The 15324-nt window shown below is 37.2% G+C and carries 14 protein-coding genes; 6 read left to right on the top strand and 8 right to left on the bottom strand.

Translation table 11 applies throughout. The annotated features are described in order from the left end of the window. Positions 1-491 precede the first annotated feature (491 nt). Positions 492-2819, bottom strand: coding sequence for a S9 family peptidase (locus tag H4J73_RS11765; RefSeq protein WP_182182189.1), 2328 nt, complete (start codon positions 2817-2819; stop codon positions 492-494). A gap of 167 nt (positions 2820-2986) precedes the next feature. Between H4J73_RS11765 and H4J73_RS11760 the strand changes: the two genes are divergently transcribed. From H4J73_RS11760 to H4J73_RS11740, 5 genes are all read left to right on the top strand, one after another. Next, positions 2987-3922: an ABC transporter ATP-binding protein gene (locus H4J73_RS11760; RefSeq protein WP_182182188.1), complete on the top strand. Its 936-nt coding sequence runs from the start codon at positions 2987-2989 to the stop codon at positions 3920-3922. Position 3923: 1 nt separating this feature from the next. Then, positions 3924-4697, top strand: a complete 774-nt coding sequence (locus H4J73_RS11755; RefSeq protein ID WP_182182187.1) for an ABC transporter permease — start codon at positions 3924-3926, stop codon at positions 4695-4697. Beyond that, the gene (locus H4J73_RS11750; protein ID WP_182182186.1) at positions 4697-5419 is read left to right on the top strand and encodes a tRNA (guanosine(46)-N(7))-methyltransferase TrmB; all 723 of its coding nucleotides are present in this window, start codon (positions 4697-4699) and stop codon (positions 5417-5419) included. The genes H4J73_RS11755 and H4J73_RS11750 overlap by 1 nt, the downstream gene beginning before the upstream one ends. Positions 5420-5826: 407 nt before the next feature. Further along, a complete protein-coding gene (panP, locus tag H4J73_RS11745; protein ID WP_182182185.1) occupies positions 5827-7455 on the top strand; it encodes a pyridoxal-dependent aspartate 1-decarboxylase PanP in 1629 nt (542 codons plus the stop codon). A gap of 244 nt (positions 7456-7699) precedes the next feature. Continuing rightward, on the top strand, positions 7700-7837 hold the full coding sequence (locus tag H4J73_RS11740; protein ID WP_182182184.1) for a hypothetical protein: 138 nt from the start codon (positions 7700-7702) through the stop codon (positions 7835-7837). A gap of 329 nt (positions 7838-8166) precedes the next feature. Here the strand turns inward: H4J73_RS11740 and panC are convergent, their stop codons facing one another. From panC to sfsA, 7 genes are all read right to left on the bottom strand, one after another. Further along, the gene (gene panC / locus H4J73_RS11735) at positions 8167-9012 is read right to left on the bottom strand and encodes a pantoate--beta-alanine ligase (RefSeq protein WP_182182183.1); all 846 of its coding nucleotides are present in this window, start codon (positions 9010-9012) and stop codon (positions 8167-8169) included. A gap of 27 nt (positions 9013-9039) precedes the next feature. Continuing rightward, positions 9040-9837: a 3-methyl-2-oxobutanoate hydroxymethyltransferase gene (gene panB, locus H4J73_RS11730; RefSeq protein WP_182182182.1), complete on the bottom strand. Its 798-nt coding sequence runs from the start codon at positions 9835-9837 to the stop codon at positions 9040-9042. A gap of 66 nt (positions 9838-9903) precedes the next feature. Then, positions 9904-10395: a 2-amino-4-hydroxy-6-hydroxymethyldihydropteridine diphosphokinase gene (folK, locus tag H4J73_RS11725; protein ID WP_182182181.1), complete on the bottom strand. Its 492-nt coding sequence runs from the start codon at positions 10393-10395 to the stop codon at positions 9904-9906. Next, positions 10395-11777 (bottom strand): polynucleotide adenylyltransferase PcnB, encoded by a 1383-nt coding sequence (pcnB, locus tag H4J73_RS11720; RefSeq protein WP_182182180.1) that lies wholly within the window; start codon positions 11775-11777, stop codon positions 10395-10397. The genes folK and pcnB overlap by 1 nt, the downstream gene beginning before the upstream one ends. Positions 11778-11989: 212 nt before the next feature. Beyond that, on the bottom strand, positions 11990-12916 hold the full coding sequence (gene gluQRS, locus H4J73_RS11715) for a tRNA glutamyl-Q(34) synthetase GluQRS (protein WP_182182179.1): 927 nt from the start codon (positions 12914-12916) through the stop codon (positions 11990-11992). Positions 12917-12955: 39 nt separating this feature from the next. Continuing rightward, positions 12956-13396 carry an RNA polymerase-binding protein DksA gene (gene dksA, locus H4J73_RS11710; protein ID WP_182175389.1) on the bottom strand — a complete coding sequence of 147 codons (441 nt, stop codon included), beginning with the start codon at positions 13394-13396 and terminating at the stop codon, positions 12956-12958. 330 nt (positions 13397-13726) lie between these two features. After that, the gene (gene sfsA, locus H4J73_RS11705; RefSeq protein ID WP_182182178.1) at positions 13727-14455 is read right to left on the bottom strand and encodes a DNA/RNA nuclease SfsA; all 729 of its coding nucleotides are present in this window, start codon (positions 14453-14455) and stop codon (positions 13727-13729) included. Positions 14456-14639: 184 nt separating this feature from the next. On the opposite strand from sfsA, the gene H4J73_RS11700 reads away from it, so the two are divergent. After that, the gene (locus tag H4J73_RS11700; protein ID WP_182182177.1) at positions 14640-15110 is read left to right on the top strand and encodes an FKBP-type peptidyl-prolyl cis-trans isomerase; all 471 of its coding nucleotides are present in this window, start codon (positions 14640-14642) and stop codon (positions 15108-15110) included. Positions 15111-15324 lie beyond the last annotated feature (214 nt).

The following is a 15324-nucleotide window of genomic DNA, read 5'->3' as shown; positions in this document are numbered from 1 at the left end:
CATAGTATTTACAATGTGCAACTTTTCAATATAGAGAATTATAAAAGGCCCTTTATTATTTACTAAGCCTTTAAAAATGGAGAGTGTTGTTGTATTTTTATACAAAAAAGTCTATGGATATACTCCATATATTTAGAACTATTATGCATTTAAGGAAATTATTAAAGATAATATAGTAGGAGGTAATTAAATGGATATATCTTTAAATTCAGATGGTTAAGATGTGTAGCTAAGAACAGGGATATGAATAAAAATAGTGATCCATCAAATCAATATACCATTTAAGTATTACATATTCTTTTTGGGTGTGTAGGTGCGTGGTGTACTAAAATATAGGCTGTTAATCTGTTATAAATTAGGTTGCTAATTGAAGGTGTTAGCAAGAAAAGTCACTATAAAAAAGCCTTCTTAATAATATTAAGAAGGCTTTTTTAGGATTAATCTTTATTTATAAACGCTTAATATAAAGATTAATTTTACTTTACAGTGAACTAAAGCTTTAAATGCGTATTAAAGTAATTAGTCATCATGGTTTTAATGTGTAACGTTGTACCACTACCTTCATACAAACCATGACTACGGTTTGGGTAAGACATAAAATCAAACTGACGATTGTGTTTAACTAATTCATTAATAAGGCGTTCAGAGCCTTGGTAATGAACATTATCGTCGCCGGTGCCATGAATAAGTAATAACTTACCTTTCAGGTTTTTAGCATGGGTAATTGGAGACCCTTGCTTGTAACCTTCTGCATAATCTTCTAATAAACCAGAATAACGTTCTTGGTAAATAGAGTCGTATAAACGTTGATCAGGTACAGGTGCTAAAGAAACACCAACATGATATTGGTCAGGATATCGGAATATCATATTAAGTGTCATCGAGCCACCACCCGAATGTCCCCAAATAGCAACGTTATCGGTATCAATGTAGTCCCAACGTTTTGCCATCGCTTTTAACGCATCAGACTGATCACGTGAAGAAAGTACACCAACAGCACCATAAATTGATTTGCGCCATTCTCTGCCTTTTGGTGTCCGAGTACCGCGGTTATCAATAGAGGCAATAATGAAACCTTGTTCCGTTAACATTTGATCCCACATTGCGGCATTGCCACGCCAACTATCAGTAACCGTTTGTCCCCAAGACTCACCGTAAACATAAAAGATAATAGGATATTTTTTCTTTGGGTCAAAATCAGCAGGGCGAATAATATAACCGTCTAATACGATACCGTCTTGGGCTTTTACTTGGAAAAACTCATGATCTGTCTGTGGTAGCGAGGCTAATCTTTCTATTAATACTTTATTGTCCATCATCATATGTTTAACTTGATGACCTTCAACTTTCACTAAACGTTTTTGCGTTGGTTGAGTAAAGGTTGAATGAGAATGAATTGCCCATTGTCCGTCTGCTGACATTTGGTAGCTGTTGGTGCCCGAGAACTCTTCAGGGGTTACCCGTTGATTACTCAAGCTTCCGTCAAGTTTACTGCGATATAAGTAGCGCTGTGCAACATTGTCAGGTGAAGCAATGTAGTACAACCAGCCATTTTCTTCATCAATGGTTTGAATACTTATTACGTCAAAGTTACCTTCTGTTAGGTTTAATGCTGTTTTTCCGTCTCGGGTTATATTAAAAACATGACGCCAACCACTACGCTCACTCGTCCATAAGAAGCTGTTACCTTGGTTTAACCAACGAGCATCGTCGAAGAAATCAAGAAAGGATTTTTCTTGCTCTGTCATCACCGATGTTACATCACCGGTATTAGCATTAGCCAAATAAAGAATGTTAGTGTCTTGTTTGCGATTAACATGCTGCACTAATATCTGCTGACTGTTACCTGACCAATTCATACGCGGAATGTACATGTTGCGTGAATTATTAGGTAAGTTTGCCCATGTTGTTTTTGCTGTGGCTAAATGCACTACACCCACTTTAGGCAACGCATTGGTTTCACCAACCTTTGGGTAAGGAAATTTTGTAATGGTAGGGTAAAGTTCATCAGTATTATTGATCATGATGAAGTCTTTACTGCCACTCGTGTCTAACTGCCAGTAAGCAATCTTTTCACCGTCAGGGCTCCAGCGAAAGCCATCTTTAATGGTAAATTCTTCTTCGTAAACCCAGTCAAATAAACCATTGATTTTGCCATTGCCAGCATCAAAGGTTAGCTGAGAGACTTTATTGTTTGTTAAATTTTCTACATAAATATTGTCTGCAACAACGTAAGCAACCTTGCTGGCGTCGGGGGAAAATTTAGCAAACATTAATGAACTCTCTACTGGCTTTTTACCACCAAGTTGCATCAGTTTTTTTGCTTTTATATCTAATAACCAATAATCACCGCGACTATTCGAACGCCATACTTTTTTACTGTTTGTATAAATAAGTAGTTTTTGGCGGTCATCTGACCAAATGTAATTATCAATGGTTAATGGCTTGTCTGTGCCCTTTGGTGTCAGTTGCTGAGCAGAAATTAATACTGTTCGCTCAAGCGTATCAGGGTTATAAACGACAATATCGTGACCAATACTAACTTCTTTACCTTCTTCGTTTATTGTTGTTTTTGCTGATTTTTCAACAATGGTGTAGCCACTGCCGTCAGCTAACCAGCGAAGGCGAGAAATATAATCTGAGCTAAATTCGCGATCTTTGTAGATACGTTCAACAGTTAATGGTGATGATTTATCAACATGCATTTTAGTTTCTGTGGTACTTTCTGTTGAAGTGCTTTGACATGCCATTAGTGATATCGCAACAGCAGTAGTTAATACGGTTGTGTTCAGCCAACGAGTTATTTTTATTTTCGGCATAATATTTCCTTAATTTGCGTATAATCACTTTAAATTGTATACAATTAATAGGCAATGCTATTGGTCGATTATTTCGTAACATTTACCGTATTTAAATAATCGCTTAGTGGTTGAAAAAAGTAAATTTGACCTCACCTTTAGCTCATCAAAAAACAAAAGGTTAAACCATGGATAATGCACTAGAAATTTCTGGCTTGAAAAAAGTTTACAAAGGGGGTTTTACTGCACTCAAGGGTATCGATCTTACTGTTAAACAAGGTGACTTTTTTGCTCTACTTGGCCCAAACGGCGCAGGTAAATCGACGACCATTGGTATCATCACCTCTTTAGTAAATAAGTCAGCGGGTTCTGTGAAAGTCTTTGGTCATGATATTGATAAAGAACTTGAAAAAGCGAAAAGCTTTTTGGGTTTAGTCCCGCAAGAGTTTAATTTTAATCAATTCGAAACCTTGTTAACTATTTTAGTTAACCAAGCAGGTTATTATGGTGTAGAAAGATCTTTGGCATTCAAGCGCGCTGAAAAATATCTTAAAAAACTCGATTTATGGGAAAAACGTAATGATGCGGGTCGTATGCTTTCAGGAGGGATGAAACGTCGCCTAATGATAGCAAGAGCATTGATGCACGAACCACAAGTACTCATTCTTGATGAACCAACTGCGGGAGTTGATATTGAACTTCGTCGTTCTATGTGGATTTTTTTACGTGAGCTAAATGAGCAGGGCATCACTATTATTTTAACCACTCATTATCTGGAAGAAGCGGAAATGCTTTGTCGAAATATAGCCATTATTGATTCGGGTGTTATTGTTGAAGATACAGATATGAAATCTTTACTTGCAAAACTTGATCAAGAAACAATTGTTTTTGATATTGACAAGGTTGACTTGCCACCAAAACTTGATGAATTCACTTCGCGTTTAATTGACGACCATACGCTAGAAGTTGATGTGAGAAAGTCGCAACTGATCAACCATGTGTTTAGTCAATTGAGCGAACAAAACATTAATGTGCACAGCATGCGCAATAAAAGTAATCGCTTAGAAGAGTTGTTTGTCAGTCTGGTGGGTAGTGGACAAAAAGTTATTCAGGAGAGTAAATAGTATGTTTTCAAAAAGTAATTTTATTGCTTTAAAAAGTATTTTATACAAAGAAATAAATCGTTTTATGCGCATCTGGGTGCAAACACTGGTACCTCCGGCTATTACCATTAGCTTATACTTTGTTATTTTTGGTGAACTTATCGGTTCGCGCATCGGACAAATGGGTGGGTTTGATTATATGTCGTTCATTGTGCCTGGTTTAATTATGATGAGTGTCATTACCAATTCATACTCTAATGTCGCATCGTCATTTTTTAGTGCTAAATGGCAACGTAATGTTGAAGAAATGCTGGTTGCGCCCGTACCAAATTGGGTGATTGTTGCTGGTTATGTGGGCGGTGGTATGGCGCGCGGCATGTTAGTGGGCACCATCGTTACTTTAGTATCTTTATTCTTTGTTGATGTTCAAATTCATAATATATGGGTGATTATTATAACCGTAAGTTTAACGTCAGCGACGTTTGCCTTAGGCGGCCTAATTAACGCTATTTTTGCTGGTAGTTTTGATGACATATCCATTATACCAACCTTTATTTTAACGCCACTAACTTACCTTGGTGGTGTGTTTTATTCTATTAGTTTACTGCCCGATTTTTGGCAAGGTGTTTCGCAATTAAACCCTATCGTTTATATGGTCAATGCTTTTCGATACGGATTTTTAGGTATAAGTGATGTGAGCTTAACGTTAGCATTTTCAGTACTTGGGGCATTTATTCTCATCTTATATGCGATTGCAATGACGCTTATTACTAAAGGAATAGGACTACGTAGCTAATGAACGTAAATACAGATAAAAAGGATGTTAACGTGACTGGTGATTCAAGAGTTATTATCACTAATCAGCCTGGTATTCATGAACATCTTGAAGAAATTGTTGAAAAACACTTAACGCATCGCTCTCAGAAGCCATATCAAGCACATACCGAACAAGCGTTTGCCGAAATGGATGCTTTAGTTAAAGCGCATCAAGGTAATGTTATCTTAGACTCATGTTGCGGCGTTGGTCAAAGTACCCGTATTTTAGCCAAAAAAAATCCACAGGCTTTAGTGATTGGCGTCGATAAATCAGCGCACCGCATTAATCGTAATGTTGACGAAATTTTGCATGACGATGGCGCTAAAATCGATAACTATTATTTGGTTAGAGCCGATTTAAATGATTTTTATCGCTTAGTTGAACAAGCAAGTTGGCCAGTAAAAAAACATTATATTTTGTATCCAAACCCTTGGCCTAAATCGAAACATATTCAACGGCGTTGGCACGGTAGTGCGGTATTTCCACAAATTATTAATATTGGTGAACAAATTATTCTACGCAGTAACTGGCGTTTATATTTAGAAGAGTTTCAATTTGCTGCTGATTTAGCTGGCGTTTTAGGTAATATTAGTGAGATAACTAATGATGAACCTTTAACCCCTTTTGAAGCAAAATATAAAGCAAGTGGTCAACGGTGTTGGCAGCTACTTCTTCACCGTGAATATTTACCTTTTATATAGTCTAATTGAATATTCTGCTTAGGAAAATCAACAATAAGTTAGTGAAATTCGCTAACTTATCTTAACGTGAAGTGAATGATTATTTGAGATTTTATTTATTTTTGTTTAAAATCAATTGTTTAATATACATGGCTTAGATCTTGATTACTTTTTGATTAATGAGTAATAATACTCAATCAAAAGGGATGTTGAAGATGAATAATTTAATTAAAAAGAATGTATTAATGATGGCGCTAAGTACTTTCGCACTTGTAGAATTGGCGCTGGTTTATGCGGCAACCGTTATATAGCCAATAAATAACGGAGCATTTCTCTGGTAAATAAGAATAAAGTACAAGACATTTCAGTCATTTTTTATTAAAGTGCCGTTTTGTGTTTACTTACCAACATGGTTACAACGGCAAGGTATGACGACGAATAAGCGCACAGCAAAAGCGACTCAAGAGTCTTTACATAGTATTTTTACAATTCCTGAAGCACCGGATTCAACATTGGGGCTGATTGAAAAAGAAATATCAGAAAATCTTGCTGGTTTTCTAGGTAATCATATTGCGGCAAAAGAGCGGGCTTTAAGTGAAATTGAAAAAGATTTCGCTGGCTCTGCAATACCCGAAGAACCTACTTTTGTTTCTGATCACACTCGTCATATTTTAGATAAAGTTGTTGCGCAATCAGTGCATACATCAAGCCCGAGTTTTATTGGTCATATGACCTCAGCTCTGCCTTATTTTATTTTACCGCTTTCTAAATTAATGGTCGGTTTAAATCAGAATTTAGTCAAGATAGAAACATCAAAAGCATTTACCCCACTTGAACGCCAAGTCTTAGGTATGATGCATCGTTTAGTTTATGAAGATAATGATCATTTTTATGATCAATGGATGCATAGTGCAAACCATTCTTTAGGCGCGTTTTGTTCTGGTGGCACTGTCGCTAATTTAACGGCTTTTTGGGTGGCTCGTAATAATCTATTGAAAGCTGATGGTGATTTCAAAGGTATTGCACGAGAAGGCTTATTTAACGCATTAAAACATTATAAATATGATGGCTTAGTGATATTAGTGTCTGACCGTGGCCATTATTCATTGAAGAAGTCTGCTGATATCTTAGGGATTGGTCAGGACAGTGTAATATCAATTCCTACTGACGGTAATAACCGCATCGACTGTCAAAAATTACGCGAAAAATGTCTCGAGTTAAAACAAAAAAATATTCGTGTATTAAGTATTGTTGGTGTGGCTGGTACCACAGAAACAGGCAATATAGACCCATTAGATAAAATGGCTGATATCGCTGAAGAGTTTCAAACCCACTTTCATGTTGATGCTGCATGGGGTGGTGCAACTTTATTGTCGAATAAGTACCGTTCGTTGTTAAAAGGTATTGAACGTGCTGATTCTGTAACGATTGATGCTCACAAGCAAATGTATGTGCCAATGGGTGCTGGTTTGGTTGTTTTTAAAAATCCGGCCTCTGTAGCTTCTATTGAGCACCATGCGGAATATATTTTACGTAAGGGTTCAAAAGATTTAGGTTCACATACTTTAGAGGGGTCAAGACCAGGTATGGCAATGCTGGTATATGCAAGCTTGCATATTATCAGCCGACCAGGTTATGAAATGCTGATTAACCAGGGTATAGACAGAGCCAGGTACTTTGCCGAGCTTATCGAGCAACAACCTGACTTTGAGTTGATTACTGAACCTGAGTTGTGTTTATTAACCTATCGTTACAATCCTCGAACTGTTCAGGCTTTATTAGCGAATAGCTCGCATGAACAACAAGATAAGATTAATGATTTACTTGATGATCTCACTAAGTTCATTCAAAAGCGCCAACGTGAAAATGGCAAGTCATTTGTGTCCCGTACGCGTATTGAAGTGCAACGTTATCAAGGCCGAAAAACCGTTGTTTTTCGTGTTGTGTTAGCAAATCCACTCACTTCCAATGAAATTCTTAACGATGTAATCGCAGAGCAACTTGAATTAGCGCAGGAAAGTGAAACTTTTTTACCTGACTTACTGGCGTTAACGTAGTGCTACTTTATTTTTTATTTTAAAATTTTTTACGTTTACTTTCGAGATGTAAGTTACTTCTTTCGTTTGCCGAAAGATAATCGAGAGCTATCTCGCTGTTAATAATGGTTATTTTTGTTTTTAATGAGTTTTTGTTCTATAAAGTTTCATTTTAATCTGTAAATGTTATTTTATTTATGAAAGTTGTTGTGTAATAATTCAATCACGATTACATTTTGTGGTGGTAATAATTATGGAATACGACATGAGAAACACTCCAGTAGAAGTATCTGAACATAATCACGCTGACCTATCATTGGTTCAACAAGCATTGATTGAAGCGCAAAAAGAAATTCTCGAATTGCAATCAAAAATTCAATGGTTAGAGCGTTCATACGAATAATTCATTTTTGACGTTTTACAGTAGAAAATAATAAAAAGCCGAACGTTATGAAAATAACATTCGGCTTTTTATGTTCAGGACGAACGGTATGTCATGATCACATGGATGTGAATGAGTGACGATGTTCAGGACGAACGGTATGTCATGATCACATGGATGTGAATGAGTGACGATGTTCAGGACGAACGGTATGTCATGATCACATGGATGTGAATGAGTGATGATGCTCAGGATGGCCTTTCTAAGACATCCTGTCTTTTAAGGCATTAGTGCATGCAGGCAATATCATGATCACATGGATGTGAATGACGATGCTCAGAATTTATAACCTACAAGTAAACGCGAAGGTTATCGATCAACCTCGCGTTGCCACAATGCGCTGCAGCAAGAATAACTAGTTCTTTATCGTCTTCGCTCGCAGGTTGAAGTGTTCTTGCATGACAAATATGGATATAGTCAGTTTTCATACCAGCATTATTGATAAATTGAGTCGCTTGCTTAGCTAAACCAACAAAATCGTTATTAGACTTTATTTGCTGTGCCAACCATTGAATATTTTGTGCAAGAGCCGGCGCTATTTTACGTTCTTCAGCCGTTAAATAACCGTTACGCGAACTCATTGCTAAACCACTTGCTTCACGAACAGTACGCACAGGAATAATTTTTATGGGCATTGAAAGGTCTTCAACCATCGTTTGAATAACTTGCACTTGCTGATAGTCTTTTAAACCAAAACAAGCAACGTCTGGCTGTACTAAATTAAAGAGTTTACAAACAACAGTAGAAACTCCACGGAAGTGTCCTGGACGGCTTTCACCGCAGTAACCCACTGAAACATTGGGTACTTCAACGTAAGTTTGCTTATCTAAACCCTGTGGATAAATCAGTTTAGCTGAGGGTATAAAGAGTAAATCAGTATGAGCTGAGACTAATTGCTGTCGATCATTGTCGAGGGTACGAGGGTAATTTTCGATATCTTCATTAGCGCCAAATTGCATAGGATTAACAAAAATACTCGCTACAACTTTATCCGCGTGCTGATGAGCTTCTGTGATTAAAGAGATATGTCCCGCGTGTAAATTTCCCATCGTCGGGACAAACGCAATTGTTAAACCTTGTTGACGCCATTCAGATATTCGTTGGCGTAATACGTTAATTTCACTTACTATTTTCATATGTTTATTTATATTGTACGTTGAAAATTATTTAACAAAGATGTGATCTTCACCAGGAAAGTTTCCATTGGACACTTCACTAATATATAACTCAACGGCTTTTTTAATATCGCCGGTATCGATCAGGAAATTACGTGAAAACTTAGGCATATAGCTGCATGAAATACCTAAAGCATCGTGCATCACTAATATTTGTCCATCGGTATCTTTTCCTGCACCAATACCAATCGTCGGAATTGAAATTGCTTTAGAGATGGCTTTACCTAAATCACAAGGTATACATTCTAAAACAAGTAATTGCGCGCCGGCTGCTTCGAGCAACTTAGCATCTGCGATCATTTTATCTGCTTGTGATTTTTCACGGCCTTGTACTTTAAAACCGCCAAATACATTAACTGATTGAGGTGTTAAACCTAAATGGGCACAGACCGGAATACCACGCTCAACTAAGCCTTTAATCGTATCAACTAACCATTCACCACCTTCCAATTTTATCATGCTTGCACCCGCTTGCATAAGTTTTGCAGCGTTAGTGAATGCTTGCTCTTTAGTGGCATAGGTCATAAAAGGCATGTCGCTGATAATCAAAGTGTCAGTGACACCACGCTTTACCGACTGTGTATGATAAACCATATGCTCAATATCAACAGGTAGCGTATCATCTTGTCCTTGCAAAACCATACCGAGTGAGTCACCAATTAAAATAGCGTGGATACCGGCTTGGTCAAACAGCTTTGCGAAGCTTGCATCATATGCGGTGATCGATGAAATTTTTTCACCTTGTTGCTTCATTTTTAGCAAGGTTGATGTGGTTATTTTAGCCATATTTAATCCAAAGTTTTTAATGTTTGAGTAAATACTCAGTGCGGGTACTTTCGCATAAATGTTAAATTATCGCAACTTGCTATGAACTTTCAATCCATTGGTATCGATATCTTGGCTAAGAGCTAAAATACTTTTACCATTGGGTAACGTGAGTTCTGGTGATATCTCCGCTAGAGGCAATAATACAAATTCACGCAGCTCTAAACCATAATGGGGTACGGTTAAGCGTTGATGGTTGATTATGTCATTATCGAATAAGAGTATATCTAAATCAAGGATACGAGCACCCCAGCGATTATCTTTTCGAACACGACCCATCTTATTTTCGATTGCCTGTAATTCGTCCAGTAACTCTAAGGGACTGAGTTCGGTTTGCAACGCTGCTACGGCATTCATATAATCAGGTTGATCTTGCGGTCCCATTGGGCGACTAAAATAAAGCGAAGAAATGCAACTGAGTTTAGTCTTTTTGATATGGAACAATAATACTACAGCATGTTTAATTTGTTTTTCAGGGTCAGACAAATTACTGCCTAACCCAACATACGCTAGCGCCATTAATCGTTACTGCTCGATTTATCTTCGCGAACAACTCTGCGTTTTCTTGGGCTTCTTCGGCTGGTTGTGCGTGATTGTGCAATACTTTTTATCATCAATTCCTGAGTGTTGTGGTCATTAACTTGAAAGTCAGTCCACCATTTTGATAACTCTTCTAATGAACTATCTTCAGGCGTTGATTCAATTTCAGCCCTTAATAATAAAAAGTCGTAGCCCGCGCGAAATTTTTGATGTTCTAATGCTTTATAAGCACGCTTGCCGTCTCTGCGACTAAGCTTATCTTGAAGGATCCATATATCTTTCATTACCGCCTGAAAACGTTTTGGAATAGCGATACTACGCTGCTGTTCTGACATTATTTCGCTTAACCCAGCAAAAAATATATCTTGTGGTGACAACTGTGGTTGTGCGGCACGTAAATGCTTAACATGACTTTGTAGTGGATACCAAAGCATAGCTGCAAATAAGAATGCAGGGGTAACTCGTTGTTCATTATTAATGCGGCTGTCGGTATTCTTTAGAGCCTTAACAATAAAATGTTCGATATGTGGGTGTGTGCCGGCATTTAGCATTTGATCTGTTGCTGGGAAAAAATAACGAAATAAGTCGTATTTTCTCAACTGTTCAAAAGTCAGTTGCGCTTTACCTGAAATGAACAGCTTTAGAAACTCTTCAAACATTCTTGCGGCAGGAATGTTGGCCATTAAAGGCGCTAATTCTGTAATAGGTGCTTCTGTTTCTGGGCTAATAGTCATATCGAGCTTAGTTGCAAATCGAATGGCACGTAGCATACGAACAGGGTCTTCACGATAACGAGTTTGTGGATCACCGATTAAACGAATTAATTTTGCGTTGATGTCACTAATGCCATCGGCAAAATCATGCACTTTAAAGTCTTTTGCGCTGTAGTAAAGTGCGTTAATAGTAAAATCACGACGTTCGGCATCTTCTTCAATAGAGCCATAGATATTGTCGCGAAGTAACATACCATCTTCACTTTGCTTTGACGTTTTTTGACAGCTTTGTTCTTTTTCTGGTGCATTTTCATGGTGCCCACGAAAAGTGGCCACTTCAATAATTTCACGACCAAAAACAATATGGGCTAAACGAAAACGACGACCGATTAATCGACAGTTACGAAAGAGTTCTTTAATTTGCTCAGGTGTAGCATTGGTTGCTATATCAAAGTCTTTGGGCTCTAAACCAAGTAATAAGTCACGAACACCTCCGCCCACTAGATAAGCGTCATAGCCGCCACTATTTAAACGGTAAAGTACTTTTAAAGCATTGTTACTCATTTTTTTACGAGAAACATTATGCTGGTCGCGTGTTAACACGGTAGAGCCTGAAGTTGGCTGATTTTTAGTTGAGCTGATAGCCATTTTTTTTGAGGCTTTACCTAATACTCTTTTACACAAGTTGATCACGCTTTTAATAATACTGGCCTTGATTGGATAATTTAATTTGGGAAGACGAAAACATATTAGGGCGCTATGTTTCACGTTTTTATTGGCCGTAATAATATAACACAGGGCAATAAAAGAGAATATAAAACGTTTGAAAATTCAACAAACAACAGCTTTATTTACAATATTTATCTCGTAAAGGTAATTTCCTGCTTTTTTGGGATCGCATCGGTCGACCAATTCTCTATTGCCCACTGTATTATTTGCTCAACAGAATAAGTATAGAGTTCATTAGGTACCTTTTGTCCTAAAAAATTAAGGGCTGAAATTAATGAAGGCACAGGGTTTTTATTATCGATGGCTGGAGCTTTATTTTGTTTGCTGAGTTTAAAGCCTGGTTCAGTAACGGCTAGAGGTATATGGCCAAACTGTGGCGCTTGATAACCTAACTGCTGATACAAACTTAACTGTCTTGACGTCGGTTCAAGTAAGTCACAACCACGAATGACATGACTAATTTTTTGATAAATATCATCAACAACTACAGCAAGTTGATAAGCAAATAAACCGTCTTTTCTGGTTAAAATAAAGTCTTCTTTGGCGAGTGTTTGGTGGCAGAAATATTCACCTTGTATTAAATCAAAGTAGTGAAAAATGCCTTGCTGATTGTGTAGGCGAGTAGCGCTATTTTTTAGTGGTAGGTTTTTATTTTGGCATTGACCTTGATAAATTCCACCCTGAACTTTGATTTGCGCGCGCGTACATTGGCAGTAATAAGTGAGTTTTTGCTCAGCTAACTGTTCTAAAACGTTTCGGTATAAGTCACTTTGTTGACTTTGATATAAAACAGGTTCATCCCAGTGGAGTCCATAAGCATCGAGAGTTGTTAAAATAGCCGAACTTGCACCTACGGTTTCACGAGGTGGATCTATATCTTCAATACGAACCAACCATAAACCTTGTTGATGTTTCGCATGTAAGTAACTGGCAAGCGCCGTAATTAAGGAACCAAAATGAAGATAACCTGAGGGGGATGGGGCAAAACGGCCACGATATTGAGTACGAGATTTACTCAAATTCAATGGCCGCGAAATATTAATTTTATCGTGAATCATATAATGAGCACGTTATCAGTAATATCATTAATCAGGCAATTAACCGGCTAATTGACGTTCTTTAATCTCAGCAAGTGTTTTACATTCAATACATAAGTCGGCTGTTGGACGTGCTTCTAAGCGGCGAATACCAATTTCAATGCCACATGAATCACAGAAGCCGAATTCATCTTCTTCAATCAATTGTAATGTTTTTTCAATTTTTTTAATGAGTTTGCGTTCACGGTCACGTGTACGTAGCTCTAAACTGAACTCTTCTTCTTGGGCTGCGCGGTCAACCGGATCAGGGAAGTTTGCTGCTTCGTCTTGCATATGCATAACGGTACGGTCAACTTCTTCGCGAAGTTGTACACGCCAAGCATCAAGAATTTTCTTGAAATGCTCTAATTGAGCAGCGTTCATGTACTCTTCGTTGGCTTTCTCAGCGTATGGCGATACGCCCGCTAATGCTAAAATACCTAGTACTTTTTTGGCTGGCATGCTTATTCTCCTAAATGCTACATCGACCTACATGGCGAAGTTGTTGCTCTTTCATTAAAAGCTACACCCGTGGTTGCAATTGCCAATAATAATAGACCTTAAATACCCAGTCTATATTGCGTTCTTCGTGTTGAAATTCAAGGTTTTGATTTTAATTAACTGAAAAAATAATTTTATTGCTTTTAAATCAATCGATTGCGGATTAATTTGGTTGAATAAAAAGTATTTTTTAATTTATAACGTCTAATGATTTTTTTTGAGCAAGCTTTTTTAACAATTTTTGCTAGGGTAAGTCAATGTATTTAGATGTTTTTTGACTCAGAGGTGATCTTAGTCATCAATTTTAACAGGTAGTGGTTGTAACAAAGACACGGTTACGTTTGTTATTATTGTACTAAAGTTGGCTTTATAAGCGATAACTTCAACGCCGTGCTCGACGGCTTTTGATAAGAGTGCTGCGTATTCAGCATCGATATGTTTTGCAGCCATAACACTATTAATACCACTGTGTAATACTGCAAAAAGTAAAACAGCCCGATGCCCTTGTTGTTTCATTTGTATTAATTCACGTAAATGTTTCTGACCACGAAGTGTCACAGCATCAGGAAAGTAGCCTTGTGTATTTTCGGCTTCATCGCCAAGTAACGTAACACTTTTAACTTCAATGTAAGTTTCAATGTTATTTTCATCGGTGAGCAAGAAGTCTATTTTACTATTTTCATCACCGTATTTAACTTCTCGCCGTAAATTTGTGTAGACGAGCAGTTCATTAATCGCTTTGTTTGTAATGGCTTCTTCAACCAGTTGGTTGGCGCGTAATGTGTTGACACAAATATAGTCATCCTTTTGTGTTTGGGTTATCTCCCAACTAAATGGGTATTTACGTTTTTTATTATCAGAAGTGCTATACCAGACAGTGTCGCCTTCAGCAGCACAACCTGTCATTGCTCCTGTGTTAGCTACGTGAAGTGTGGTTTCACTACTATCTGCTAAGATGATATCGGCAAGAAAACGTTTGTAGCGCTTAATGAGCGTCGCTTTTTTAAGGTTAATTTTCATGAGGTATAAAGTGTAAGTTATGATTATTCACTTTATCACTAATTTGCGTGAGAAAGTTGCAAAGAAATTACAATGAGCATATTTTGAAAACGTTTAACCATGATTTTATTAATAGGTGAGTTAGCCTTATCGTTAGCAAAATCTAATGCTAGAATATATCATTATTTAAATGAGTGAGATGGTTATGAAATATATTTTTTGGGTTGCCGTGATTGCACTGGTAATATTTTTTATTTTTAAAAACACCGAGAATAAAAAAATAGCGGTTGAAAATGTAGCAATAGGTAACGATTTTTTAATAAAAAATAAAGCGATTGAAAATGTTATCGAAACAGCATCTGGTCTTCAATACCAAGTGTTACAACAAGGTAAAGGCACTGTTCACCCAGCCGTTAGTTCGAAAGTAAAAGTACACTACCATGGTTCTTTATTAAATGGTGCTGTCTTTGACAGCTCAGTAGACCGTGGTGAACCGATCAGTTTTGGTTTAAATCAAGTAATAAGTGGTTGGACAGAAGGGCTTCAATTAATGGTGGTTGGTGATAAATTCAAACTTTTTATTCCTTCACACTTAGGTTACGGCAATAGTGCTGCGGGTAAAATTGCACCAGGCTCATTGCTTATTTTTGAAGTAACGTTATTGGATATTCATTAAACTTATAATGTATTGATGTCGCAATGAGTTAGCAATAGTGAAAACATTGTTGCTAACCAATTTTATAAGGCTTTTTAATCTCAGAAAGTACTCCAATAGTTAATCAGTTGATAGCGAGTTCTATTCCCCATATATTACGAATGTTTATTACCGCAATGGAAGATAAAAACTCATATTTCATCTAACTCAGTTATACTGATAAATATGAGTCTAT

The sequence above is a fragment of the Colwellia sp. MB3u-41 genome (genome assembly GCF_014076845.1).
Taxonomy (GTDB): Bacteria; Pseudomonadota; Gammaproteobacteria; order Enterobacterales; family Alteromonadaceae; genus Colwellia_A.
Note: the sequence above shows the minus strand (reverse complement) of the source record. Positions and strands in the feature narration are given on the sequence as shown.

What these genes read in the sequence shown, in the direction of transcription:
- H4J73_RS11760 (WP_182182188.1), top strand. Translation starts at nt 2,987, where the DNA reads ATGGATAATGCACTAGAAATTTCTGGCTTGAAAAAAGTTTACAAAGGG.
- sfsA (WP_182182178.1), bottom strand. Translation starts at nt 14,455, where the DNA reads ATGAAAATTAACCTTAAAAAAGCGACGCTCATTAAGCGCTACAAACGT.
- panP (WP_182182185.1), top strand. Translation starts at nt 5,827, where the DNA reads ATGACGACGAATAAGCGCACAGCAAAAGCGACTCAAGAGTCTTTACAT.
- dksA (WP_182175389.1), bottom strand. Translation starts at nt 13,396, where the DNA reads ATGCCAGCCAAAAAAGTACTAGGTATTTTAGCATTAGCGGGCGTATCG.
- panC (WP_182182183.1), bottom strand. Translation starts at nt 9,012, where the DNA reads ATGAAAATAGTAAGTGAAATTAACGTATTACGCCAACGAATATCTGAA.
- H4J73_RS11750 (WP_182182186.1), top strand. Translation starts at nt 4,697, where the DNA reads ATGAACGTAAATACAGATAAAAAGGATGTTAACGTGACTGGTGATTCA.
- pcnB (WP_182182180.1), bottom strand. Translation starts at nt 11,777, where the DNA reads ATGGCTATCAGCTCAACTAAAAATCAGCCAACTTCAGGCTCTACCGTG.
- H4J73_RS11740 (WP_182182184.1), top strand. Translation starts at nt 7,700, where the DNA reads ATGAGAAACACTCCAGTAGAAGTATCTGAACATAATCACGCTGACCTA.
- H4J73_RS11765 (WP_182182189.1), bottom strand. Translation starts at nt 2,819, where the DNA reads ATGCCGAAAATAAAAATAACTCGTTGGCTGAACACAACCGTATTAACT.
- H4J73_RS11700 (WP_182182177.1), top strand. Translation starts at nt 14,640, where the DNA reads ATGAAATATATTTTTTGGGTTGCCGTGATTGCACTGGTAATATTTTTT.
- folK (WP_182182181.1), bottom strand. Translation starts at nt 10,395, where the DNA reads ATGGCGCTAGCGTATGTTGGGTTAGGCAGTAATTTGTCTGACCCTGAA.
- H4J73_RS11755 (WP_182182187.1), top strand. Translation starts at nt 3,924, where the DNA reads ATGTTTTCAAAAAGTAATTTTATTGCTTTAAAAAGTATTTTATACAAA.
- gluQRS (WP_182182179.1), bottom strand. Translation starts at nt 12,916, where the DNA reads ATGATTCACGATAAAATTAATATTTCGCGGCCATTGAATTTGAGTAAA.
- panB (WP_182182182.1), bottom strand. Translation starts at nt 9,837, where the DNA reads ATGGCTAAAATAACCACATCAACCTTGCTAAAAATGAAGCAACAAGGT.